Source organism: Myceligenerans cantabricum, from assembly GCF_054777735.1.
Genome location: NZ_BAAHAJ010000011.1, coordinates 416,886 through 441,511 on the forward strand (window position 1 = coordinate 416,886; position 24,626 = coordinate 441,511).

General features: G+C 72.2%; 21 protein-coding genes and 1 riboswitch. Of the genes, 7 read left to right on the forward strand and 14 right to left on the reverse strand.

The window, feature by feature from the left end; translation table 11 throughout:
* Positions 1–107: 107 nt before the first annotated feature.
* The 4 genes from ACYU96_RS16475 to ACYU96_RS16490 are packed head-to-tail and all read right to left on the reverse strand — an operon-like array spanning position 108 to position 5,832.
* Positions 108–2,558 carry a beta-xylosidase/alpha-l-arabinosidase gene (locus tag ACYU96_RS16475; RefSeq protein WP_460755809.1) on the reverse strand — a complete coding sequence of 817 codons (2,451 nt, stop codon included), beginning with the start codon at positions 2,556–2,558 and terminating at the stop codon, positions 108–110.
* Positions 2,559–2,607: 49 nt separating this feature from the next.
* Positions 2,608–3,474, reverse strand: a complete 867-nt coding sequence (locus ACYU96_RS16480) for a carbohydrate ABC transporter permease (RefSeq protein WP_460755812.1) — start codon at positions 3,472–3,474, stop codon at positions 2,608–2,610.
* A 16-nt stretch (positions 3,475–3,490) separates the two neighbouring features.
* Positions 3,491–4,507: a carbohydrate ABC transporter permease gene (locus ACYU96_RS16485; protein WP_460755814.1), complete on the reverse strand. Its 1,017-nt coding sequence runs from the start codon at positions 4,505–4,507 to the stop codon at positions 3,491–3,493.
* Between the two features lie 5 nt (positions 4,508–4,512).
* A complete protein-coding gene (locus ACYU96_RS16490; RefSeq protein ID WP_460755818.1) occupies positions 4,513–5,832 on the reverse strand; it encodes an ABC transporter substrate-binding protein in 1,320 nt (439 codons plus the stop codon).
* A 243-nt stretch (positions 5,833–6,075) separates the two neighbouring features.
* Between ACYU96_RS16490 and ACYU96_RS16495 the strand changes: the two genes are divergently transcribed.
* A complete protein-coding gene (locus ACYU96_RS16495; RefSeq protein ID WP_460755821.1) occupies positions 6,076–7,137 on the forward strand; it encodes a LacI family DNA-binding transcriptional regulator in 1,062 nt (353 codons plus the stop codon).
* A 79-nt stretch (positions 7,138–7,216) separates the two neighbouring features.
* Here the strand turns inward: ACYU96_RS16495 and ACYU96_RS16500 are convergent, their stop codons facing one another.
* The 3 genes from ACYU96_RS16500 to ACYU96_RS16510 form a co-directional block, all read right to left on the reverse strand.
* Positions 7,217–7,402, reverse strand: a complete 186-nt coding sequence (locus tag ACYU96_RS16500; protein WP_460755823.1) for a hypothetical protein — start codon at positions 7,400–7,402, stop codon at positions 7,217–7,219.
* A 68-nt stretch (positions 7,403–7,470) separates the two neighbouring features.
* A complete protein-coding gene (locus ACYU96_RS16505; RefSeq protein ID WP_460755826.1) occupies positions 7,471–9,759 on the reverse strand; it encodes a glycoside hydrolase family 3 C-terminal domain-containing protein in 2,289 nt (762 codons plus the stop codon).
* 79 nt (positions 9,760–9,838) lie between these two features.
* Positions 9,839–10,381 (reverse strand): GNAT family N-acetyltransferase, encoded by a 543-nt coding sequence (locus ACYU96_RS16510; protein ID WP_460755829.1) that lies wholly within the window; start codon positions 10,379–10,381, stop codon positions 9,839–9,841.
* 85 nt (positions 10,382–10,466) lie between these two features.
* On the opposite strand from ACYU96_RS16510, the gene ACYU96_RS16515 reads away from it, so the two are divergent.
* A complete protein-coding gene (locus ACYU96_RS16515) occupies positions 10,467–13,403 on the forward strand; it encodes an immune inhibitor A domain-containing protein (protein WP_460755832.1) in 2,937 nt (978 codons plus the stop codon).
* Positions 13,404–13,588: 185 nt separating this feature from the next.
* Here the strand turns inward: ACYU96_RS16515 and ACYU96_RS16520 are convergent, their stop codons facing one another.
* Positions 13,589–14,350 (reverse strand): copper homeostasis protein CutC, encoded by a 762-nt coding sequence (locus tag ACYU96_RS16520; protein WP_460755835.1) that lies wholly within the window; start codon positions 14,348–14,350, stop codon positions 13,589–13,591.
* A gap of 65 nt (positions 14,351–14,415) precedes the next feature.
* Between ACYU96_RS16520 and ACYU96_RS16525 the strand changes: the two genes are divergently transcribed.
* The gene (locus ACYU96_RS16525) at positions 14,416–15,570 is read left to right on the forward strand and encodes a PrsW family intramembrane metalloprotease (RefSeq protein WP_460755838.1); all 1,155 of its coding nucleotides are present in this window, start codon (positions 14,416–14,418) and stop codon (positions 15,568–15,570) included.
* A gap of 46 nt (positions 15,571–15,616) precedes the next feature.
* On the opposite strand, the gene pgi is transcribed toward ACYU96_RS16525, so the two are convergent.
* The 4 genes from pgi to ACYU96_RS16545 all read right to left on the reverse strand — a co-directional run bounded on the left by pgi (position 15,617) and on the right by ACYU96_RS16545 (position 20,920).
* Positions 15,617–17,338 (reverse strand): glucose-6-phosphate isomerase, encoded by a 1,722-nt coding sequence (gene pgi, locus ACYU96_RS16530; RefSeq protein WP_460755842.1) that lies wholly within the window; start codon positions 17,336–17,338, stop codon positions 15,617–15,619.
* 68 nt (positions 17,339–17,406) lie between these two features.
* Positions 17,407–18,210 carry an ABC transporter ATP-binding protein gene (locus ACYU96_RS16535; RefSeq protein WP_460755844.1) on the reverse strand — a complete coding sequence of 268 codons (804 nt, stop codon included), beginning with the start codon at positions 18,208–18,210 and terminating at the stop codon, positions 17,407–17,409.
* Positions 18,210–19,943 (reverse strand): ABC transporter permease, encoded by a 1,734-nt coding sequence (locus ACYU96_RS16540; RefSeq protein ID WP_460755847.1) that lies wholly within the window; start codon positions 19,941–19,943, stop codon positions 18,210–18,212. The genes ACYU96_RS16535 and ACYU96_RS16540 overlap by 1 nt, the downstream gene beginning before the upstream one ends.
* Entirely contained in the window at positions 19,919–20,920 is a 1,002-nt protein-coding gene (locus ACYU96_RS16545; RefSeq protein WP_460755849.1) for a thiamine ABC transporter substrate-binding protein, read from the reverse strand. The genes ACYU96_RS16540 and ACYU96_RS16545 overlap by 25 nt, the downstream gene beginning before the upstream one ends.
* Positions 20,921–21,034: riboswitch (TPP riboswitch) on the reverse strand.
* 50 nt (positions 21,035–21,084) lie between these two features.
* Between ACYU96_RS16545 and ACYU96_RS16550 the strand changes: the two genes are divergently transcribed.
* From ACYU96_RS16550 to ACYU96_RS16560, 3 genes are all read left to right on the forward strand, one after another.
* Positions 21,085–21,372: a DUF4235 domain-containing protein gene (locus ACYU96_RS16550; protein ID WP_460755852.1), complete on the forward strand. Its 288-nt coding sequence runs from the start codon at positions 21,085–21,087 to the stop codon at positions 21,370–21,372.
* A gap of 168 nt (positions 21,373–21,540) precedes the next feature.
* Positions 21,541–22,023 carry a cyclic pyranopterin monophosphate synthase MoaC gene (gene moaC, locus ACYU96_RS16555; protein WP_460755854.1) on the forward strand — a complete coding sequence of 161 codons (483 nt, stop codon included), beginning with the start codon at positions 21,541–21,543 and terminating at the stop codon, positions 22,021–22,023.
* Complete coding sequence (locus ACYU96_RS16560; RefSeq protein ID WP_460755857.1) at positions 22,020–22,262, forward strand: MoaD/ThiS family protein; 243 nt, start codon at positions 22,020–22,022, stop codon at positions 22,260–22,262. Before moaC ends, ACYU96_RS16560 begins: the two co-directional genes overlap by 4 nt.
* Before the next feature lie 3 nt (positions 22,263–22,265).
* Here the strand turns inward: ACYU96_RS16560 and ACYU96_RS16565 are convergent, their stop codons facing one another.
* Both ACYU96_RS16565 and ACYU96_RS16570 read right to left on the reverse strand, forming a co-directional pair.
* Positions 22,266–22,784: a MogA/MoaB family molybdenum cofactor biosynthesis protein gene (locus ACYU96_RS16565; protein ID WP_460755859.1), complete on the reverse strand. Its 519-nt coding sequence runs from the start codon at positions 22,782–22,784 to the stop codon at positions 22,266–22,268.
* Positions 22,785–22,807: 23 nt separating this feature from the next.
* Positions 22,808–23,734: a sulfite exporter TauE/SafE family protein gene (locus tag ACYU96_RS16570; protein WP_460755862.1), complete on the reverse strand. Its 927-nt coding sequence runs from the start codon at positions 23,732–23,734 to the stop codon at positions 22,808–22,810.
* 284 nt (positions 23,735–24,018) lie between these two features.
* Between ACYU96_RS16570 and ACYU96_RS16575 the strand changes: the two genes are divergently transcribed.
* Complete coding sequence (locus tag ACYU96_RS16575; RefSeq protein WP_460755865.1) at positions 24,019–24,477, forward strand: RrF2 family transcriptional regulator; 459 nt, start codon at positions 24,019–24,021, stop codon at positions 24,475–24,477.
* The last annotated feature ends 149 nt before the right edge of the window (positions 24,478–24,626 follow it).

A 24,626-nucleotide genomic window follows, 5' to 3' on the forward strand; every position in this document is an offset into this window, starting at 1 on the left:
CCGCCACTCTCCCGACCAAGTCGTGACGACAAAGAAACGCCGGCCCGGCACCACGATTGCCGGACCGGCGCCCCGGAGGCGCTCGGCTCACACCGAGCGCCTCCGGATCAGTCCCGGTGCCGCGTCACCGTCACGCCGACCCACCGGCGGTCCGACGTCGTCACCTCGTGCACGGCGCCCGCGACCCGCACCGTCCGGCGCGTCGCGGCGGGCCGCCGGACGGCTCCGGCCGCGTCGCCGCCGGCCGACCGTGCGTCGTCCGTGTCGGCGATCCCCTCGGCGACCACCTTGACGACGCTGTCACCCGCGCTCGCGCCGACCCACACCTCGACGTCGCCCGGCTCGACGATCCGGCGCAGGTGCCGGTCGGAGAACGCGAACCGCTGCGTGGGCACGTCGAACGTCACGGTGGCCGACTCCCCCGGCTCCAGCGCCACCCGCCGGTAGGCGAGCAGCTGCTCGGTCGGCCGGGCGACGGAGCCGAGCACGTCGTGCCCGTACACCTGCACGACGTCGGCCCCGGCGACGGCACCCGTGTTCGTGACGCGCACGACGGCACGGAACGCGCCGCCCGCCACGACCTCGGTGTCGATCGAGACGAGCTCGCGCTCGAAGGCCGTGTACGACAGGCCGAACCCGAAGGGCCGCGTGGGCGTCGGGTCGGTGCTGGTCACCTCCGACGGACCACCCAGGATCGGGTGCTGGTACGCGTAGGGCTGCGACCCGGTCGCCCGCGGCAGGGACACCGGCAGGCGGCCGGACGGGTTGACCCGGCCCGCCACCGCGCCGGCGACGGCCGTCCCGCCCTCCTCGCCCGGGAAGAAGGCCTGCACCACCGCCGCGGGCCGCGCCGGGGCGCCGTCACCGGCTCCCGGGACGCTGTCGAGCGCCCACCCGATGGCGTACGGGCGGCCGGTGAGCAGCACCATCACGACCGGCTTGCCGGTGGCGGCGACGGCCTCCACCAGCTCCCGCTGCACGCCCGGCAGGTCCAGGGACTCGCTGTCGTTGCCCTCGCCCACGGTCCCGCGGCCGAACAGGCCGGCCTGGTCGCCCACCACCACGACCGCGACGTCCGCGGCCTCGGCGGCGGCGACGGCCGCGCCGAACCCGGACGTGTCAGTGCCCTCGACCGCGCAGCCCGCGGTGTACGTGATCGCAGCACCGGGCAGCTCGCCCCGCAGGGCCTCCAGCACGGACGGGATCTCGAAACCGATCTCCACGTCGTCGTGATGAGCCAGCACGTGGTTCGCGAACGAGTAGCAGCCCATGAGCGCCTCGGGGCGGTCCGCGTTCGGACCGATCACTGCCACCCGGCCGGGCGTCGTGCCGTCAGCCCCGGTCAGCGGCAGCACGCCGTCGTTCGCGAGCAGCACCACCGACTCCTCGGCGAGTCGGCGGGCGATGTCGCGGTGCCGCGGCGGGTCGAGATCGATCTCCGAGGGCGGGTCGTCCTCGAAGGCGTCCGGTTCGAGCAGCCCGAGCTCCTCCTTCTGCGCGAGCGCGCGCAGCACGGCGCGGTCCACGTAGGCCTCGTCGTACTCGCCCGAGCGGATGCGCTCGGCCAGCGGCGCGAGGAACGCGTCGCCCGACGGGAGCTCGATATCGATTCCCGCGGTGAGCGCGAGGGCCGCCGCGTCACCCCGGTCGGCCGCGACGGCGTGCATCACGGTCAGGAACGCGACGGCGAAGTAGTCGGAGACGACGACGCCGGTGAATCCCCACTTCTCGCGCAGCAGCGTCGTGAAGTACTCCTCGTTCGCAGCCATCGGCATTCCGTCGACGTCCGTGTACGAGTTCATGACCGACCGCACACCACCGTCCAGCACCGCCATCTCGAACGGCGGGAGATAGGTGTCGGCGATCTCGCGCGGGCCGGCGCTCACCGGCGCGTGGTTACGGCCCGCCCGGGAGCCGGAGTACCCCACGAAGTGCTTCAGCGTGGCGTGCACCCCCGCGCCCTGCAGGCCGCGCACGTACGACGTACCGATGGTGCCGACCACGTACGGGTCCTCGGCGATGCACTCGTCGACCCTGCCCCAGCGGGGATCACGGACGACGTCGAGCACCGGGGCGAGGCCCTGGTGCACGCCGAGCTCCGCCATCGAGTCGCCGATCGCGCGCCCCATCTCCTCGACCACCTCGGGGTCGAACGACGCGCCCCACGCCAGCGGCGTCGGGAACGTCGCCGCCTGCCACGCGGCGAGGCCGGTGAGGCACTCCTCGTGCACGAGGGCGGGGATCCCGAGGCGGGTCTCCCGCTTCAGGCGCCGCTGCTCCTCCCAGAGCCACGCGGCGCGCTCGGCGGGGTCGACCGGGCGGGTGCCGTACACGCGCGTGTACTGCCCCAGGCCGTGCTTGGTGATCTCGGCGAGCCCGCCGGCCCCCAGGCCTCCGGCCATCTCGCCCTGCATGGGCGCGACGACGTTGCCGCCCTGGTCCAGCCAGTACCCGACGATCTGCGCGAGCTTCTCCTCCAGCGTCATCTGCGCGAGCAGGTCTCGCACGCGCTCCGACACCTCAGGCATCGCGGGCAGGGCCACTTCGAGATCCGTCATCGGACCCGTCCTTTCTGCGTGTGCGGGAAGCCGTCGGCGCTGTGCGCCATCAGCCCTTCACCGCACCTTGGAGTCCGCTGACGATCCGCTTCTGCATCGCCAGGAAGAAGATCAGCGCGGGGATCATCGCGAGCGCGGTGAACGCGAAGACGCCCGCGGTGTCGGCCGAGTGCTCCGACGAGAAGTCCGCGACCCCGAGGGGCAGCGTCTTCATGTCCGCCTGGAGCAGGAGCAGCGGCAGCAGGTACGCGTTCCACGAGCCGACGAACGCCAGCACGCCCACCGTGACCATGCCCGGCCCCGACAACGGGATGAGGATCCGCCAGAAGAAGCCGATGCGGCTCGCGCCGTCGAGCATGGCCGCCTCCTCGAGCTCCAGCGGCAGCGCCATGAGGAACGGGCGCAGGATCACCACGGTCATCGGCAGGGCGAACGCCGCCTGCGGCAGCGCGACACCGATCCACGTGTTGCCCAGCTGGAGGTTCTGCGTGATGAGGATGAACAGCGGCACGATGGCGACCGTGGCCGGGAACAGCAGCCCGATCACGAACACCATGAAGAGCGCCTCTCGGCCCTTGAACCGGTAGCGGGCGAGCGGGTACGCGGCCATGACGCCGAAGACCACCACGATCGCCGTGGTGATCACCGCGATCGCCGTGGAGTTCCAGGTGTACTGCCAGAAGTCCGGGTTGGTCAGCACCCCGACGTAGTTGTCCGCCGTCCACGGGTCCGGCAGACCGGCCGGGCTCGACGCGAGCTGTGCATTGGTCCGGAACCCGCCCAGCACGCCGTAGACGACCGGGCCGAGGGTCACCGTGACGACCACCAGCGCGATCCCGTACACCAGCAGGCTGATGCCGCGGGGGGTCTTGCTGCGGGCCTTGCGCCTCGTCGGCGCCAGAGAGAGGTCGTTCATCGTCCTACCCATCGGTTCACTTCCTCCCCGTCTCGGGCTGCGTGTCGCGCCGCAGGATCAGCTGCTGGTAGAGGACCGCCATGAACAGGGCCACGACGAAGAGCACGACGGACGCCGCGCCGGCGATGCCGAAGTTCTGCCGCTGGGTCCCCTCGTTGACGAGGAAGGTCGCCATGGTGCTGGTCGCGTTGGCGGGGCCGCCTCGCGTGAGGATCCACACCATGTCGAAGAGCTGCAGCGAGCCGATCATCGACAGGAAGCCCCAGGTGCGCAGCGTCGGGCCGAGCAGGGGGATGGTGATCTTGCGCTGCACCTGCCACCACGTGGCACCGTCGAGCTGCGCGGCCTCGTAGAGCTCGCCCGGCACGCCCTGCAGGCCGGCGAGGAAGAGGATGACGGCCAGGCCCAGGTACTTCCAGGTCAGCACGACCATGAGGGTCCCGAGCGCGAGGCTCGGGTCCCCGAGCCACCCCTGCTCCGGCCCCTGGATCCCGAGCGCGTCGAGTATCGAGTCCACGACGCCGTACTGCGGCTGCAACAGCTGGAACCAGACGACGCCGGCGACGACCTCCGCCAGCACGTACGGCACGAAGATGATCGTGCGCAGCGCGCTCTGCGCCCACATGTTCCGGTTCAGGAGCAGCGCGATCGCGAGACCGAGCGGCAGCTGGATCGCGATGGAGGCGAACACGATGACGAGGTTGTGCACCAGCGCGCCGGTGAAGACCTCGTCGCCCAGCACGGCCACGTAGTTCTGCAGGCCGACGAAGTCGACCAGCGGGCCGAAGCCCTTCCACTTGTACACCGAGAGCTGGACGGCCGTGATGATCGGCCAGATGACGAACAGCGCGAAGAGCGCCAGGGCCGGCGCCACGAAGAACGCGATCTCCAGGCGCTTGCGCAGCTGCGAGCGCGCACCACGACGTCGGCCCGGGCCCGCCGGCCGTGCCTCGGAGGCACGGCCGGCGGAACCCTGTGCGGGCTGGGACGCCGCAGGCGAGGCGGCCACGGACGTGGTCACGTCGTCTGCCACGCCGCTCACTCCTTGTCGGCTGCGGACTGCACCGCGTCGACGACGTCCTGCGGGCCGGCCTCGCCGGCGAACATCAGGCCGATGGCGTCGTTCATGGCGCCGCCGACCGACTGGCCGAGCCGGGTGTCGAGGTACAGCTGCGTGTTGCCGCCGCTGTCACGCACGTCGACGAGGCCCGCCAGCGTCTGGTCGGCCAGCGCGCCGGTGGCGTTCGGGTTGGTCGGCAGGCCCATGTCGCGCTCGGCGAAACCGGTCTGCGCCTCGTCCGAGAGGAGGAACGCGGCGAAGTCGACCGCGGCGTCGGGCGCGCCGGCCGAGACGGACCAGGCGTCGCCGCCGCCCATCTGGTCGGCCGGGTCGCCACCCTGGCCGTCGAACGTCGGGAAGGCGAACCAGTTCAGGAACTCCGGGACCTCGCCGGCCTCGGTGAGGCCGCCGGCCACGCCCGGCTCCCAGTGCCCGGCCAGCTCCATGGCGACCTTCTCGGTCGCGAGCAGGCCGGAGGCCGACGTCGGCCCGTCCTGCGCGCCGGTGGAGAGGAATCCCTTGTTGAACGGGTCCTTCGCGATGATGTCCTCGACCTGCTCGCCGGCCTTGACGAAGCAGGGGTCCGAGTAGTCCTTGTCCGCGATGGCGGCCTCGACGGTCTCGAACGAGCACTCGCGGACCACGCCGTAGTACCAGTAGTGCGCGGCGGGCCACAGGTCCTTGGCACCGACCGAGAGCGGCGTGATGTCCGCCTGCTCCAGCGCGTCGACGTAGTCGTAGAACTCCTCGACGGTCGGGTTCGGCGACACGTCGTCGATCCCCGCGTCCGCGAAGAGGTCCTCGTTGTACCAGAAGCCCACGATACCCATGGAGTACGGCAGGGCGTAAACGTTGTCGTCAACCGTGTACTGGTCGGTGAAGGCGGAGATCTCGGTGATCACGTCCGACGCGTCGTCGGTGAGGTCCCGCACCAGGCCGGCGTCGACCTCCGCCTGGAGCTCGCCGCCTCCCCGGCTCATGTACACGTCCGGGATCTGCTCGTCGTTGCCGGACTGGAACGCCGCCTGCAGCTTGGTCAGCATGTCCTCGTGCTGCATCGCACTGACCTCGACCGCGACACCGGTCTCGGTCTCGAAATCCGCGGCGAGCTGGTCGTAGTACGCCTTGCCCTCGCCGGTGTTCGAGTTGTGCCACCAGGTGATGGTGTCCGCGTCGGCGTTCTCGCTGCCGCCGCCACCGCCGCCGCTGCCACCGCCTTGACCGACACACGCGGTCGCAACGAGGGCGACAGCTGAGCCGAGCGCGATCAGGGCCGCGCTTCGCTTCGTCCTAGTCATGGTTCAGAACCCCTTGGTCTTCTTCGACGGAGTCGACAGGATGAGTCTGTCACCAAGGAGAGTGACAGGTGACACATGTCGGCGTCAAACGTTGTCGATAACGTTTTCAAAACGCTTCACCTCGGCGCGAAGCATTCCCGTAGTCAAGGTAGTGTCTCCTTCGTGCAGAGCGGTACGAATTTTCCCGGTAGAGCCGGGGCGGAAAACGATGTGGCGGCGACAGCGACGTCGACTTCTTCCGGCGTGCCGTCAGGCGACAGGCCGGACGAGAACACCGGGAGTGGCGCTCTGCGCCCCGGCCGCGTCACGATCACCGACGTCGCCCGTGCGGCCGGCGTGTCGGTCGCCACGGTGTCCAAGGTGGTCAACGGCCGCTACGGCGTCGCGCAGACGACGGCGAGCCGCGTCCTCGAGGTCGTCGAGCAGCTCGGGTACGAGTCGTCCCTGGTGGCCCGCAGCCTCCGGCGGCGGCGCACCAACGTGATCGGGGTGCTCGTCGCCGAGTTCGAACCGTTCAGCACCGAGCTCCTCAAGGCGATCTCGAAGGCCGTCGAGGGCACGGGCTACGAGCTGCTCGCCTACTCCGGCGGCGGCGACACCTCGGACCGCGTGGGCTGGGAGCGGCGTTCGCTGTCCCGCCTCGGCGGCACCCTGATCGACGGCGCCGTGATCGTCACGCCCACCGTCCAGGTCCCCATGAACGAGGGCGTCCCGGTCGTCGCCATCGACCCGCACACCGGCCCGACGGGACCGGCCACCGTGGACTCGGACAGCCTCGCCGGCGCCCGCATGGCCACCGAGCACCTCATCGGCCTCGGCCACACCCGCATCGGGCACCTCGGCGGCCGCCGCGACCTCGAGTCGGCCCGGCTCCGCGAGCTCGGCTACCGCCAGGCGATGAGCGACGCCGGCCTCACCGTGGACCCGAGCCTGGTCCTCACCGGCGGGTACCGCCCTGACCTGTCCGACCGCCCCGCGCACGAGCTCCTCGACCGGCCGGACCGGCCGACGGCCGTCTTCGCCGCGAACGACCTGTCCGCGCTGCACGTCGTGGAGGTCGCCCAGGAGCTGGGGATCCGGGTCCCGGAGGATCTCTCGGTGGTCGGGTACGACGACGTGCCCGAAGCCGCCGCCGCACACCCGTCGCTGACCACGGTCGCCCAGCCGCTGCGCGAGATGGGCGCCGAGGCGCTGCGCATGGTCGTCGCACTGATCGACAGCGACGCGCCCCGCACCGGGCACCACACGCGTCTGCCCACGCGCCTCGTCGAGCGCGCCAGCACCGCACCGCCGCCGGCAGGCTGATCCGGCACCGCGCCGCCGCCGGCCGGGCGGTGCCGCCACGGTGACCCTGCAGCACCGCGTGCGCTCGCGCCGGGCAGCCTCAGGGCCGGAAGGGCACCAGCTCGACGGCCGGTGGCCTCCCGCCCGGGATCTCGACGGGGTCGTCGAAGTCCGTGCCGGACGGGTTGACGAGGATCATCGCCGCGATCCCGGCGAGCAGCACGAGGGTGACGCGGAGCAGCATGCTCCGCGAGCGCGGGCGGGCGTGGTGCTCGGGCTGCAGCACGCGGTCAGCCTCCTCGGGTCGGCACGGCGGTGTGCATCAGAACCGTAGCAACCCCGACCGGCGCCGCGTCACCGCGTCCCGTGCCGCCGGCGCGACGAGATCGTCCCCAGCACCCGCGCCGCGGTCCGCCTGAAGCGGCTCGCCGAGCCGTCCGAGAGGGAGATGAGCTCCGCGAGCTGCTTCTCGCTCACCTCGGAGCCGGGCACGAACGGTATCCGGCCCACCGGCATCGCGAGCGCCATCTCCCGGACGTCCTCGTCCATGGCCGCGAGCGGGCCGGCCACGAGCGGGCCCACGGCCGGGTCCGCGACCGCCTCCCGCAGCGTCGACCCGGCGGTGAGGGGACGCGGGACGTCGTCGCCGACGATCTCGGCGCGGCCCGACACCCGCAGGTCGCGGCTCGACGCGCCGACGTCGATCCGCCACGTGCCGCCCTCGGTGACCCAGCCGCCGTCGCGCACGCTCCAGTGCGCCAGGTCGGCCGCGGGCACGGTCAGCTCGACCGGCCGCGACTCGCCGGGCTCCAGCTCGACGACGTCGAACGCCGCCAGCACGCGCGGGGGCCGCGCCACGGCCGACGTGTCGCGGCCCACGTAGCACTGCACGACCTCGCGGCCGGTCACGTCGCCGGTGTTCGTCACGGTGAGGGTGACGCGCAGGCCGTCGTCGGTGGTCGTCGCCGTGAGGCCGGCGTAGCCGAACGTCGTGTACGACAGCCCGTGGCCGAACGCGAAGCTCACGTCCATGTCGCGGGCGTCGTACCAGCGGTGGCCGACGAACACGCCCTCCGAGTAGCGCACGTGCAGGTCCTCGCCGGGGAAGTCCAGGTAGGCGGGGGTGTCGGCGAGCCGGTGAGGGATCGTCTCGGACAGCCGCCCGGACGGGTTGACGCGGCCGGTGAGGACGTCGGCGGTGGCCGGGCCGCCCGCCTGGCCCAGCAGCCAGCCCTCGACGATCGCGGGGACGCGGTCCGCGAACGGGAGCCGCACGACGGAGCCGTTGGACAGCACGAGGACCACCCGCGGGTTCACGTCGAGCACGGACCCGAGCAGGTCCGTCTGGACCGTGGGCAGGTCGATGTGGGTGCGGTCGCGGCCCTCCGCCTCGGCGTCTTCGGGCAGGCCGGCGAAGAAGAGGACGACGTCCGCGTCGCTCGCCTCGGCGACGGCCTCGGCCGCGAGCGCCGTCTCGTCGCCGGCCGTGTGGCCGAGCGAGTATCCGGGGGCGAACGCGAGGTCCGGGTAGTCCTCGGTGAGGGCGGTGAGGGCGTCGTCCAGGCGGGTGGGGACGACCTGGGAGGATCCGGCGCCCTGGTAGCGAGGGGTGCGGGCGAGCTCGCCGACGACGGCGATCCGGGCGTCCCGCGCGAGCGGGAGCAGCGGGGCGGGCTCGTCGACGGGCTCGTTCTTGAGGAGCACGATCGCGCGTCCGGCGGCCTCGCGGGCGAGCTCGCGGTGCTCGACGATGTCGGTGGCGTCGTCCGCACCCTCGGTGTCGCGGACCCGCCGTGCCAGGGCGACGACGCGCCCGGCGGCGCGGTCGACGTCGGCCTCGGGGAGGTCGCCGGACCTCACCGCGTCCAGGAGCTGGCGGACGCGCGCCTCGCCGGGCGCGGGCATCTCCAGGTCGAGTCCGGCGCGCAGTGCCGCGACACGGTCGTGCACGGCGACCCAGTCGGACATGACGAGCCCGTCGAACCCCCACTCGTCGCGCAGCACCCCGGTGAGCAGGCGCGGGTCCTCGCCGACGTAGGTGCCGTTGACGCGGTTGTAGGAGCTCATCACGGTCCACGGCCGGGCCTCGGTGACCACGCGCTGGAACGGCCGCAGGTGGATCTCGCGGAGGGTGCGCTCGTCCATGTCGGCAGAGACGCGCAGGCGCTCGGTCTCCTGGTCGTTCGCGACGAAGTGCTTGACGCACGCGCCGACGCCGGCGGACTGGATGCCGCGCACGAGCGCGCTGCCGACGTGCCCGGCGAGCAGCGGGTCCTCGGACACGTACTCGAAGTTCCGGCCGCACAGCGGTGAGCGCTTGATGTTCACGCCGGGCCCGAGCACCACGCCGACGCCCTTCTCCCGCGCCTCCGCGCCGATCGCGGCGCCGACGCGTTCGGCGAGCGCGAGGTCGAACGTCGCACCGAGGGCGATCGCGGGCGGGAAGCAGGTGGCCGGCTCGGCCCCGGTGACCGCACCGTTCGCGGGGTGGAGGCGGCGCACCCCGTGCGGTCCGTCCGCGAGGTGCACGGCGGGCGCGTTCGGCAGGTCGGTGGTGGTCCAGTACGAGGCTCCACCGACGAGCCGGGCCTTCTGCTCCAGGGTGAGGCGCCCGACGACGTCGGCGGAGGTGGCTGAGGTCATGCCAGCATCATCGCATCGGACCCCTCCCGCGACGAAGGTCACGGCGCGGGGCGGCGCAGTGGCCCGCGTGACGTCGGCCTCAGAGCCTGCGGGCCATCTCGAGCTCCGGGCCCATGGTGCCGACGAAGCTCGCGCCGGTCTCGGCGAACCCGAGGCGCCGGTAGGCGCCCTGCGCGCGGGGGTTGTCCCGGTGCACGTACAGCCGGGCCCGGTCCAGGCGCAGCTCGCGGACCCAGCCGAGGGCGGCGTCGAACAGCGCGTCGATGACACCGCACCCCCGGTGCTCGGGACGGAGATAGACGCCGACGACGTGCGCGCCGTCGTGCTCGATCTGCTTGCCCTCGAAGTCCCGCGCCCCCGCGTGCTCGATCAGCGCGACGGTGGTGCCCGCCCACTGCCCGGTGTCGGACACCGCGACGAACTGCCGGGCGGCCGCCGTCGGCCCGGCGTCGACGGACGAGGTCCTGGCGCGGTCCTGCCAGAACCCGTCGGTGCGGGCGGCTTCCTCCTCGTACGTGGTGACGAACGCCAGGGGGGCGAGCTCGTCCTGCAGCGCCCCCAGGCGGAGGTCGCGGATCTCGCGCCACTCGGCGGCGCGGACGGGGCGGATCTCGTAGGGCATGCGGAGATCGTCGCACGCCCTTGAGGGGATGAAATTCTCCTGTCCCTCTTCACAGATATGTCACAGTTCTGGTTCGGTGTGACCCATGACACCCAAAATCACCCGCGTCGCGCGGTGCACGGTGGCTACCCTGCCCGTCGTCGCCCTGACCGTCGCCACCCTGGCGACTGCTCCGGGCAGCGCGACGGCCGAGCCCGCCCCGACACCCGAGATCGGCGCCTCCGAGCACTTCGTCAACTACGCAGAGGCTCAGGTCCAGCCGGACGTCGGCACCGACCTCCAGATCACGCAGGACGGCCGCGTCATCGAGCACGCGCCCGGAGACACCGGACGGACCGTCGACCCCGACGTCCAGGCCGCGTCCGAGGAGCTCGAGGCCAAGTATGCGGGCGGCAACCCCGCGACCGCCGAGCAGCTCGCCGCGGCGGAGGCCGAGGCCATCGAGCAGGGCACCAGCCCTGCCGAGGTCCGCGAGAACCGCGCCGCACGTGCCGCGGCGGCCGGCAGCAAGGCCGTCAAGCAGGGCAAGCACGGCAAGCATCACGGGAAGAAGCACGGGCACAAGAAGCCGAGGTACAAGGAGTCGAGGACCACTCAGGAGGCCAAGCTCCTGACGATCCTGGTCGAGTTCGACGACGAGGTCGAGGACGACTTCACCGACTCGATGGTCCCGACCTACTGGGGCTCGTCCGAGTGCATGCCGGGCAACGTCCAGAGCGGCCCGAAGCACAACAACCTGCCGGACCCGGGCACGATGGAGCTCGAGGACAACAACTCGATGTGGGTCGAGGACTTCTCCTCCGAGCACTTCAACCAGATGCTCTTCACCGACGACGGCATCACCGACCGCGTGCGCACCGACCTCACGGGCCCCGACGGCCGCGCCGGCTTCGACATCTCCGGCTACACGATGAAGAACATGTACGAGGAGATGTCGCACGGCGCCTACACCGTCACCGGCGAGGCGACCCCCTGGGTCACCGTGCCGCACTCCGAGGGCTACTACGGCGCCACCCGCTGCTTCCTCAACGACGAGGGCGAGTGGGAGGCCGGTGCCTACCAGGGCATGCAGGGGCACCCCGACAACCCGCTCGGCGCGGGTCAGCTCCCGATCGACGCGGTCGCCGCGCTCGCCGCGACCGACCCCGACTTCCCGTGGGCGGACTACGACGTCGAGGACCAGAGCGACCGGGACGGTGACGGCGACCTCTACGAGCCGGACGGCGTGATCGACCACGTCGTGCTCGTGCACGCGGGCGCCGACAAGTCCGGCGGTGGCGGCGACGAGGGGACCTACGCCCTCTGGGCGCACTCCTCGGCCGTGGCCGGCGGCGCGGACATCCCGGGCAGCGACCTGAAGCTGTCGAACTACATCGTGCAGCCGGAGGACTCCGGCGTGGGCGTGTTCGCGCACGAGTACGGCCACGACCTGGGCCTCCCGGACCTGTACGACACCTCCGGGAACGGCGACTCCGACGTCGACTTCTGGGACCTGATGAGCTCCGGCTCGCACTCGGGCCCGATCTTCCAGTCGATGCCGACGCACATGAGCGTCTGGGACAAGTACGTCCTCGGCTGGGCCGACCCGCTGGAGATCGACCCGGGCGACCGCGCGCGGACGGTCGCCGTCGGCCAGAACTCGCGCCCGCTCGTGGGCACCCAGGACGGCATCAAGATCAACCTGCCGGACAAGGACCTGTTCCTCACGGAGCCGCACTCGGGCGAGAACTCCTGGTACACCGGAGCCGACCAGGACTGGGCGGACGTGCGGCTGTCCCGGAGCGTCGAGGTGCCGGCCGGCACCGAGGCGACGTTCTCGATGTGGAACGACTACATCATCGAGGAGGACTGGGACTACGGCTTCGTCGAGCTCTCCACCGACGGCGGCACGACCTGGGACGAGGTGAAGGTCTACGACGAGTCCGGGGCCGAGGTCACCACCGGCGACGCCTACGGCGACCCGAACGGCCGGCTGGGCGACTTCGGGGGCAAGCAGTACGCCCTGACCGGCACCAGCGGCGGCTGGGCGCAGCACTTCGTCGACCTGTCGGCGTACGCCGGTTCCACCGTGGACCTGCGCCTGCGGTACGCGACCGACGCCGCGTTCCTGGAGCGCGGCTGGTTCGCGGACGACTTCGCGCTCGTGGTCGACGGCGAGACCGTGTGGTCCGACGACACCGAGTCGGGTGACAACGGCTGGACCAACGAGGTGTCCACCTGGGTGGACAGCACGGGCCAGGGGTGGCACGCCGACTCCGGGTCCTCCACGCAGGCGCACTACTACCTGGTGGAGTGGCGCAACACGGACGGGTTCGACGAGGGCCTGGAGCACGCCTACGACTCCACCTACGCGGCTCCGCTGAGCGAGGCCTGGAAGGTCGAGAAGTTCGCGTACAACGCGCCCGGCATGCTGGTCTGGTACCGGGACACGACGTACGGGGGCACCAACCACGTCACGGCCAACCTGAGCGCCCTGCCGAGCCTCGGCGCGAAGGGCGGCCTGCTCATCGCGGACAGCCACTTCGACCCGCTGCGCCGTGACGCGTCCGCGGAGCCGGACACGTCTGCGCTGAAGAACCTGGCGTCGCGCCCGCAGTCGTCGAACGCCGCGTTCGGACTCCGGCGGACGTCACCGTTCACGGAGTGCATCGTGGCCGACGACGACCTGACCGAGGAGTTCTGCACCGACTTCGGGCGCCTGCCCCCGGTGCGGACGTTCACGGACGACCAGGGCTGGTACCCGGGCATCGAGGTGAACGACGAGGGCCTGTTCTACCGGGACAACGACGCGTCGGTCACGGTGCCGTCGTACGGGAACCAGCCGTACTCCTTCCGGATCGTCGACGCGGACGGGAACCCGCTGCCCGACTGGTACGGAGAGGACTTCGGCTTCCCCGCCCCGGCCGGGACCGGCAACCCGGTGGACGACGGTGTCGGCTACGGCACGACGCTCACCGTCAAGAAGACGCTGAAGGACGACAAGATCGCCCTGATCCGCCTCACCCCGCCGGGCATCTCCTGACGGCGACGGCGTGACGGCGGGCGCGTGACGGCGGCCGCCTGAGCGTCGGGAAGGGCCCGCCGGGCCGGCATCCTGGTTGCGACCAGGAGACCGGACCGGCGGGCCCTTCGCGCGAGTCGGCGGCCTGTCGGCGTCCGGGTCCGGACCGCGGAGCCGGCCCACCGGGGAAGCCACCGCGCCAGGCGCTACTTCAGCTGGAGCTCGCGGACCGCCTCCGCGGCTGCCCGGGCGACATCGGCGTCGGTGACCTCGTAGCCGCCGGCGTCACCGCCGCCCGGTCCGCCGTCCTCGGCGACGGCACGCCTCGCGCTGAGATGGACCGCGTCGACGCCGGCGACGGCCAGGGCCGGGACGTCCTCGGGCCGGACACCGCCGCCCGCCATGATCTCCACGCCCAGGTCGGCGCTGCGCTCCGCGAGCTGCGCGAGGCGTTCCACGCCCTCGGCCGCCCGGGCCGCGCCGCCCGACGTCAGGACGCGCGTCACGCCCAGGTCGGTCAGCACCTCGAGGGCGGCGAGCGGGTCGGGGACGGCGTCGAGCGCCCGGTGGAACGTCACCTCCGCGTCACCGGCGGCCGCGACCAGCGCGCGGACCGCGTCCTCCGCCACCTTCCCGTCGGGCGTGAGCGCGCCGACGACGACGCCGTCGGCACCCGCGTCCACGGACAGGATCACCTCGCGGACCATGAGGGCGAGCTCCTCGGCCGACCAGACGAACCCGCCCGGCCGCGGCCGCACGAGGACGTGGACCTCCAGGAGCGGGGCGCCGGCCGACTCGGGCACGACCGCCGCGGCGTCGATCGCCGCCTCGATCAGGGCCGCGCTGGGCGTGATACCGCCGGTCGCACCGAGGGCGGAGCACAGCTCCACGCGCCGGGCGCCGACGTCGGACGCGATCCGCGCGCCTGCGGGGTCTTGGACTGCCAGCTCGAGGGCGACGTTCTGCACGGACGACAGGCTACCCGTGAGCAGGGGTCGCCCCGGGTACGCACCTTTCACTAGGCTCTGCGTCCATGACCGTCGACCCGAGTGCGATCCTTCAGGGACGCCCACCAGGCCGTGCTCCCGCCGGGGTCATCGTGGCCATCGCGTTCTCGTCCTTGTGCCTGATCCTCGTGCTCGCCTTCGACGCCATGAACGGCGGCGCGTCGTTCATCGTGGGGCTGCTGCTCGCCCTGCTCCCGCTCGGGATCTGGCTGCCGGCGATCCTCGCCCTGGACCGGATGGAACCGGAGCCCAAGAACGCCCTGGTCCTCGCGTTCCTCTGGGGTGCCGGTGTCGCCGCGCTGGTGGCGCTGGTGCTGAACACCCTGAACTTCGTGGTCGTCACCGACCTGCTCGTCAGCACCGACGACGGCTGGTACTGGACGGCGGTGGTCGGCGCGCCGATCGTGGAGGAGGTGCTCAAGGCCTTCGTGCTGTTCGGCATGCTCTGGTTCCGCCGCCACGAGGTCAACGGCGTCACCGACGGGATCATCTACGCGTCGATGGTCGGGCTCGGCTTCGCCGCCACCGAGAACATCACCTACTTCATCCAGGCCTCCGACGCGGGGCAGCTCGGCTTCGTGTTCCTGATGCGCGCGGTCGTCGCGCCGCTGCTGCACCCGCTGTGCACCGCCATGACCGGGATCGGCGTCGCGGTCGCGGCGATGAGCCGGCCCGGCATGCTGCGGTTCGCGGCGCCGCTGATCGGCCTGGCCGGGGCGATCGCCCTGCACAGCCTGTGGAACGCGGCGTCATCCCGCGGCATCGGCGGCCTGGCGTCCGCGTACCTGATCGGCCTCGTCGTGATGATCGTGCTGATCGTGACGGTGCGGCGGGAACGTCGCCGGCTCGTCGGGCTGATCCACCACTACCTGCCGAAGTACATCCCCACCGGCGTGGTCGCGACGGTGGACGTGCAGATGCTCAGCTCGCTGAAGGCCCGCAAGGCCGCGCGCGAGTGGGCGGCCTCGCGCGGCGGCCGGGCAGCGGCGGACGCGATGCGCGAGTACCAGCAGGCCGCGACCGAGCTCGCGATCCTGCACGAGCGGGCCGAGCACGCCGCGGCGGAGCCGGCCGAGCTCGAGAACCAGCGCCAGGCCCTGCTCTGGGTCATGCAGCGCGCCCGCGCCGCGTTCCTCCCGGGCGGCGGCACGGCAAACCTCCCCTGGGCAGCCAACGCCTGACCCCACCCGGCCGGCCCCGTCGACGGGGCCGGCCGCTCGGCGGTCGTCAGGCGCGGAGGGTGCGGTACCTGGTGATGAGGGCGGCCGTCGAGGCGTCCTGGGCCGCCAGGACCGTCTCGTCGCCCGTCACCGCCGGGGCGATCTCCAGGGCCAGCTTCTTGCCCAGCTCGACACCCCACTGGTCGAACGAGTCGATCCCCCACACGACGCCCTGCACGAACGTGATGTGCTCGTAGAGCGCCACGAGCTGGCCCAGCACGGACGGCGTGAGCGCTGGCGCGAGGACCGACGTCGTCGGCCGGTTGCCGCTGAACACGCGGGCCGACACCAGTTCCTCGGCCGTGCCCTCGGCGCGGACCTCGTCCGCCGTCTTGCCGAAGGCCAGCGCCTTCGTCTGCGCGAAGAAGTTCGCGAGGAACAGCCCGTGCACGTCCGCGCCGGGCTGGACGGCCTTGCCGTCGCCCACCGGGTCGGCCAAGCCGTACGCGGGGTTGGCGACGGCGATGAAGTCCGCCGGGACCAGCCGCGTGCCCTGGTGGATGAGCTGGTAGAACGCGTGCTGCCCGTTGGTGCCGGGCTCGCCCCAGAAGACCTCGCCGGTGCCGGTCGTGACGGGCGAGCCGTCCCAGCGCACCGACTTGCCGTTGGACTCCATGGTGAGCTGCTGCAGGTAGGCCGGGAAGCGGTGCAGCTGCTGCGCATACGGCAGGACGGCGTGCGTGTGCGCGTCGTGGAAGTTCGTGTACCAGACGTTCAGCAGGCCCATCAGGACCGGCACGTTCTGCGCGAGCGGAGCCGTGGCGAAGTGCTCGTCCATCGCGTGGAAGCCGGCGAGCAGCTCGGCGAACCGCTCCGGGCCGACGGCGATCGCCAGCGACGTCCCGATCGCCGAGTCGAGCGAGTACCGGCCGCCCACCCAGTCCCAGAACCCGAAGGCGTTGTCGGTGTCGATGCCGAACGCCGCGACCTTGTCGAGCGCCGTGGAGACGGCGACGAAGTGGTTCGCGACGGCGTCGGCCCGGCCGGTCTCGGTGTCCTCGATCGCACCCGAGGCCACCAGCGAGCGCCACAGCCAGTCGCGCGCGAGCCGCGCGTTGGTGAGGGTCTCCAGCGTGCCGAAGGTCTTCGAGGCCACGATGAAGAGGGTGGTGGCGGGGTCGAGGTCCGCGGTCTTCTGCGCGACGTCGGTCGGGTCGATGTTCGAGACGAACCGGCACTCGAGCCCTGCGGCGACGTACGGCTCCAGCGCCTCGTACGCCATGACGGGGCCGAGGTCCGAGCCGCCGATGCCGATGTTCACGATCGTGCGGACCTTCTCGCCCGTCACGCCGGTCCACTCGCCCGACCGCACCTTCCGGGCGAAGGCGTAGACGCGGTCGAGCTCGGTGCGCACGTCGGTGTCGACGTCCTGGCCGTCCACGCGCAGCGCGGGAGCCGCACCCTGGGGCCGGCGCAGCGCGGTGTGGAGGACGGCACGGTCCTCGGTGACGTTGATGTGCTCGCCGGCCAGCATCGCGTCCCGGCGTGCGGCGACGCCCGTCTGCTCGGCGAGGGCGACGAGCGCTGCCAGGACGTCGTCGGTCAGCAGGTTCTTGGACAGGTCCACGTACAGGTCGGCAGCCTGGAACGCGAACCGGTCGGCCCGTCCGGGGTCGGTCTCGAACCAGCCCCGCAGGTCCGGCTCCAGGCCCCCGGAGAGCCGGGTGAGATCGCCCCAGGCGGACGTGGTCGTGGCGTCGACAGGCTGCTGTGCAAGCTCGGTGCGCATGTGCACAAACCTACTGTCCGACGGCGGCCGGGGCGGAGTCGGTCCGAGGGCGCGCCCCCACTCGGCGGTCAGCCGCCCAGGAACTCCGCGACCTCCGCCGTGGCCGGCTTCTCGCGGAGCTCGTCCGGCGGGGCGACCTGGAGCAGGCGCCCGGCGAACATGACGCCGACGCGGTCCGCCACCGCGAAGGCCTCGTCGTGGTCGTGGGTGACGAAGAGCGCCGTCGTCCCCGTCTCCCGCAGGACCCGGCGGACGTCGGCGGCCAGGCGCTCCCGCAGGCGGCGGTCCAGCGCGGACAGCGGCTCGTCGAGGAGCAGCAGTCGCGGACGCGGTGCGAGCGCCCTCGCGAGCGCGACCCGCTGCCGCTCTCCCCCGGACAGCGTGGCCACCCGGCGCCGCTCGTAGCCCGCGAGCCCGACCAGGTCCAGCAGGTCCACGACCCGTGCGGCACGCTCCCGCCCGGGCAGGTGCTGCGCCTCGAGCCCGTACGCGACGTTGCGCCCGGCGTCCCGGTGCGGGAAGAGCTGGCCGTCCTGGAACATCAGGCCGAACTGGCGGCGGTGCACCGGCACACCGGCCAGGTCGCCGTCGTCCCACGTCACCGTGCCGCCCACGAGCGGCTCCAGCCCTGCGACGGCGCGCAGGAGCGACGACTTGCCGCACCCGCTCGGCCCGAGCAGCGCGACGATCTCGCCGCGGCCCACGTCGAGGCAGACGTGGTCGACGGCGGTCGTGGTCGCTCGCGCACGGCGCCGCAGCCCGCCGGCCGTCTTCTCGTAGCGGACGACGACGTCGCGCACGGCGAGCCCGCCACCGGCTCCTGGACCGGTGGCCAGGCCCTCGGACCCGGTGGTCGAACCTGTCGAGCCCATCAGAACTCCCCTCCGCCATGATCGCCTCGCAGGCGCTCCGCCAGCATCATCACCATCGCCGTGAGCCCGGCCAGCACCACCGACGCCGCGAGCGCCATCCCGTAGTTCTCGGCCCCGGGCCGCCCGATGAGCCGGAAGATCACGACGGGCAGGGTGTCGCTCTGCGGCCGTACGAGGAAGGACGTCGCGCCGAACTCCCCGAGCGACACGGCGAACGCGAACCCGACGGCCAGCCCGAGCGATCGGGCGGCGAGGGGCAGGTCCACCGTACGCAGCACGGCACCGGGGCTCGCTCCGAGGGTTCCGGCGACCTCGCGCAGGCGCGGGTCGATGGCCCGCAGCACGGGCAGGACGGTGCGCACCACGAGCGGCACGGCGACGACGGCCTGGGCGATCGGCACGAGCGCGGCGGAGGTACGCAGGTCGTACTGGACACCGAAGGGCTGGTCGAGGGTGATGAGGAAGCCGAAGCCCACGGTCACCGCCGACACCCCGAGGGGCAGCATGAACAGCCCGTCCAGGAGGGACACGGCCCTCCGCGTCCCGGCCCCGCCCGGCCGGCGCGACACGAGCAGCGCGACGAGCCCGCCCACGACCAGCGCGGTCACGCACGCCCAGGTGGCGGTCCGCAGCGAGTTGCCGAGCGCCTCCCACACAGTGACGTTCAGCGTGTTGCCCGCGGTGGAACCGAGCGCGACGTAGTTGGCGAGCCCGAGGTCGCCGTCGGGCCCGCGGAAGGACCGCAGCACGAGTCCGCCGAGCGGAAGCAGGATCAGCCCGCCGACGACGGCGGCCGTCGCCGCCACGGCGGCCGTGTCGGCGGGCGAGCGGGTGAGCGCCCGGGCCGACCACCGGTCGCTGACCAGGTGCAGAGCGGCCTCGCGCCGGCCGCGGGTGCGCGCGGACACGGCGAGGGCGGTGGCGACGACCACGAGCTGCAGGATCGACAGGACGGCCGCCGAGCGCAGGTCGAGGAACTGGGTGGTGCGCTCCCAGATCTCCGTCTCGATGGTCCCGTACCGCGGGCCGCCGAGCACCATGACGACACCGAAGGACGTCGCGCAGAACAGGAACACCACCGACGCGGCCGAGACCAGCGCGGGCCCGAGCGACGGCAGCGTGACCGTCCACCACACCCGGAGCGGCGAGGCGCCGAGCGCTCCGGCAGCCTGCTCGGCGCGCGGGTCGAGCCGCTCCCACAGCCCGCCCACCGTGCGCACGACGACGGACAGGTTGAAGAACACGAGCGCGACGACGATCCCGCCCAGAGTCTCCTCCAGGCCGATGAAGCCGAGCGCGCCGCCGGGCACGAACAGGCTGCGGAACGCCACCCCGACCACGACGGTGGGCAGCACGAACGGGACCGTGACCAGGCCGCGCAGCAGCGTGCGCCCGAGGAAGCTGCGGCGGTAGAGCAGGAACGCGACGGGTAGGCCGAGGAGCAGCGAGAAGACGGTCCCGAGGAGGGACTGGGCGAGCGTCAGCCCGATGAGGCGCCAGGTGCGCGGGCGGCTGAGGACGTCGGCGAACCCGGACAGGTCGAGCGCGCCGTCGTCGACGAAGCCCCGGGCGACCAGCGTCGCGACGGGCCACGCGAAGAACAGCCCCACGAACAGCAGCGGGACGAGCGCGACCACGCCCCAGACGACCCCTCGCCAGACGATCCCCCGCCGGACGGCGCCTCGCCGGACGGCGCCTCCACGGAGCCTCAGCCCAGCACGATCGCGGTCCACGCCTCGATCCACTCGTCGCGGTTCTCCGCGATCTCGTCCGCTTCCAGCTCGTACGGGTCCTGTGCGAGCGGGGCGTGCTCGGCCCAGCCCTCGGGGAGCTTGGTGCGGTCGCTGACCGGGTACATGTACATCGAGGTCGGCAGATCCTCCTGCACCGGGTCCGACAGCAGGAAGCTCACCAGCTCGCTGGCGCCCTCGCTGTTGTCGGTGCCCTCCAGCACGCCGGCGTACTCCTCCTGGCGGAAGCAGGTCTTGAGGAGGGCGCTGGTGGTGGACCTGCCGTCGTCGCCGACCGTGGCGGCCGGGGAGGTCGAGTACGACAGCACGAGGGGGCGGTCACCCTCCCCGTCACCGCCGGAGAAGTCGACGTAGTAGGCGTCCTCCCAGGAGTCGACGACCTTGACGTCGTTGCCGCGCAGGGCGCCCCAGTAGTCGCCGAACCCGGTGTCGCCGAACTCGTCGACCGTGGCCAGCAGGAAGGCGAGGCCCGGGGACGACGTCGCCGGGTTCGTCACGACGAGCAGGCCCTGGTACTCGGGGGCGGCGAGCTCCTCGAGGGTCTCGGGGATCTTGAGGCTCTGCTCGGCGAACCATTCCTTGTCGGCGTTGATGCAGACGTCGCCCCGGTCGACCTGCAGCAGGTCGCCCGCGATCACGTCCTCGTCCGTGACGCGCGACGCGAACGTGTTGTCGATGCCGAAGACGACGTCGCCGACCGGCGCGTCCTTGGTCAGCACGAGCTGGTTCGCGAGCGTGCCGGCATCGCCGGCGGTGTTCACCTCGACGGTGAGCCCGGACTCCTTCTCGAACCTCTCGAGGATGCCGTCGCTCAGCGCGAAGGAGTCGTGCGTGACGAGCGTGACGGTGTCCGGCTGCCCGGCGGACTCCTCGCTGTCGGGCTGCCCCGTGCATCCTGTGAGCAGCAGCGCGGTCGCGGCGGACGCCGCGGTCACCGCCGTGCGGCAGAAAATGGTCATGAGGGGGTCCTTTCGACTTCCTCCACCGGTGCTAACCGGATCAGGTTCAAGGGTCTGCGGCGGACCGCACTCTCAGCGCCCACACGTCTGGTGGGGGCTCCCCTGTCGTTTGTTCTCGGCAGCCTACCGCTGCTGGCCGACACGGATGCCGCTACGGTGGGTACGTGGCCGAGAATGAGACGGAACCGACACTTGCGGTGAAGGTCGGCACGATCGCCCTCACCTTCGCCGCCGGATGGGCGGCGCAGAAGGCGCTGGGACTGATCTGGAAGAAGGTGACCGGTAAGGAAGCCCCGACCAAGCCCGACGATCCAGAGCTCGACATGGTGCAGGCGACGGTGTTCGCCGCGGCCGCCGCCGCGACAGCTGTCCTGGCCAAGCGGGTCGCGGCGAAGGGCGCGCAGCGGGCCGTGGCCCGCATCGCGGCCCGCTCGACGTCCCGCGCGATCTGACCGGGACAGACACCGCACCCGAGCACACCGGCTCGGTCGGTCCGTCGGTGAGTGATCGGTCGTTCAATCTGCCGATCACTCACCGACGGACCGACCGGGCCACCCACGCCACCCCGCGCGTGCTCGGGACGGCGCCGTGGCGGCCCGGTGGTCTTCTACCCTGGACACGTGACTTTCACTCATCTCGACGACCGTGGCGAGGCCCGCATGGTCGACGTCACCGCCAAGCAACCCACCGTGCGGTCCGCGACCGCGACCGGTCGTGTCGCCTGCGGGCCCGGCGTCGTCGCGGCGCTCCGGTCCGGTGACGTCCCCAAGGGCGACGTGCTCGCGGTCGCCCGCATCGCGGGCATCGCCGCCGCCAAGCGCACCGCGGAGCTCCTGCCCCTGGCCCACGTGATCGGCGTGCACGGCGCGGTGGTGGACCTCGTCGTGACGGACGACGGCGTCGACATCACCGCGACCGTCCGCACCGCGGACCGCACCGGCGTGGAGATGGAGGCCCTGACGGCGGTGTCGGTGGCGGGGCTCGCGGTGGTCGACATGGTCAAGGGCCTGGACAAGTCGGTGTCGCTCGCCGACGTGCGGCTCGTCCGCAAGACGGGCGGCAAGTCGGGCGACTGGGTTCGTCCGGGAACGGAGCAGCAATGATCCAGGTCCGCTACTTCGCCGGCGCCCGCGAAGCGGCCGGCGTCGCCACGGAGGACCTCCCGGGCCCGACGACGGCGGCCGCCCTCCGCGCCGACCTGACCTCGCGCCACGGAGCGGGCCTGGGCGACGTCCTGTCGCGGTGCGCCCTGCTGGTGGCCGGCGCCCGGACGACGGCGGACGACGCCCCGGTCCCCGACGGCTCCACGGTGGACGTCCTCCCGCCCTTCGCGGGCGGCTGACCGCTACAGCGTCGTCGGTGCGGGATGGTCGCCGCCGTCGAGCTGGTCACGGATGTGTGGCCACAACGGGAGGACGACCGCGGCGCCGTCACGCGTACCGCCCGTGGACCCGGGCAGGTTGACGACGAGCGCGCGCCGGTCCCCGTCGGGCATCCGGACGGTCCCGGCGAGACCCCGCGACAGGACCGCACTCGGAACGCCGGCGCCCGCACCGCGGGACCGGATCGCCTCGGCGATCCCGGGGAGCTCCTCCTCGAGCAGGTCGCGCGTCCCCTCGGGGGTGCGGTCGCGCGGCGTGACGCCGGTCCCGCCGGTGGTCAGGATCAGGCGGGCGCCCTCGTCGAGCGCCCACCGGATGGCGTCGCGGACGGAGTCGGCGCCGTCAGGCACGGTCCGGGAGACGACGTCATCGGCGCCGTCCTCCTTGAGGAGGCCGACCAGGAGCGGCCCGGAGCGGTCCTCGGCCTCGCCACGGGCACAACGGTCCGACACGGTGATGACGGCGACACGATCGGTGCTCATGAACACACGATAGGGCGGTCGGATCATGGCGCCGCGACCCGGCTCGGTGCCTCCGGCTCCCCTGCGGGCGCGACGTCGGCCGCGGCCTTCCGGTCGATCCGGTACGCCCGGAAGGACCAGGTGACCGCGGCGGCCCAGCCGATCCAGATCGCCGCGTAGACGAGGATCTCGGTCACGCCGGACGCGCTGACCCAGCCGCTGCCGAGGAGGGTCCTGGTGTTGGTCAGCACGATGACGCCGCCCACCATCGATCCGAGCACGCGCGGCGGGACGTGCCGTACCAGCCAGGCGGCGATCGGTGCCGCGACGAGGCCGCCGACGAGCAGCGCGAGCACCGAGCCGACGTCGACGCCCTCCCCGGACAGACCGATCAGGAAGCCGATGCTGGCCGCGACCGCGACGAAGAACTCTGACGTGTCGATCGTGCCGATCACCTTGCGCGGCTCCATCCGGCCGCTCGCGAGCAGCGCCGGCGTGCCGACCGGCCCCCAGCCGCCGCCCCCGGTCGCGTCCATGAACCCGCCCACCAGTCCGAGCGGGGTGAGGAACCGCCTGCGAAGCGGCTTCTCCGATCGGGTCGGCAGGCCCTGCACGGTGAACCGCAGGAGCACGTAGAGACCCAGCGAGAGGAGGATCAGCGACATCACCGGCTTGGCCACGTCGGTGGAGAGCGACGAGAGGAAAGTCGCGCCCACGAAGGAACCCACGGCGCCCGGGATCCCGATCTTCGCGACGACCCGCCAGTCCACGTTCCCGAACTTCCAGTGCGATGCCCCCGACGCGAGCGTCGTGCCGATCTCCGCAAGATGCACGGTGGCCGACGCCGCGGCCGGGTTGGTGCCGATCGCGAGCAGCAGCGTCGTCGACGTGACGCCGTACGCCATACCGAGGCTGCCGTCGACGAGCTGGGCGCCGAGACCTACCAGCGCGAGCAGGATGAGGGTTCTCATGGTTGTGACTCCAGGTGAGGGTCCGCCGCGACAGGAGGCGCGCGTCGGACAGGACGAGAATAACCCACCACTCCGGTCGGATACAAGCACTTCAGATTGATCGGGTTTTTGCTCCGTCTCCAGGGTGGCCTTCGTCTCCAGGGTGGCTGTCGCGTCCACGGCAGCTCCGCGTCCGCGGCGTCGGGGCCTCGGCGCCGGCATCCAGGGCCCGCACTGCGGAGCGTGTCGCACACCCCGCAGCACACTGTGTGCGCAACCCGCCTATTCCGGTGAACAATACGGTTATGAGGATCTCAGCCCGCGCCGACTACGCCGTACGCGCCGCCGCCGAGCTGGCGGCCGCAGACCACCACGCCCCCGTGCGCGCCGAGGCGCTCGCCAGCGCGCAGGGCATCCCCTATCGGTTTCTCGAAGGAATCCTGAGCGACCTGCGCCGGGACGGTCTCGTCGTCAGCCAGCGGGGCGCCGGCGGCGGCTACCGGCTCGCCCGATCCCCGGAAAAAGTGACCATCGCCGACGTGATCCGGGCCGTCGACGGCCCACTCGTGTTCGTGCGCGGCACGCGTCCGTCCGACCTCGAGTATCAGGGGCCGGCCGCGCAGCTGCTCCAGGTCTGGGTGGCGCTGCGCGCCAACGTCCGGATCGTCCTGGAGGAGGTCACCCTTGCGGCGCTCGTCTCCGACGGGCTCCCGCCGGAGATCCGGGACCTCGTCAAGGCCGAGGACGCCTGGGAGAACGCGTAGCCGTCCAGGAGGCTGTGCGTGAGCAGCACCATGGGCCGAGGGGCCCTGCACCGTGATGAGTGCAGGACCCCTCGGCCTGTGTGTGTAAATGGAGGAAGCCCTCAAACTGGTGTTTGAGGGCTTCCTGTGAAGTGGGGTCCGGCGGCGTC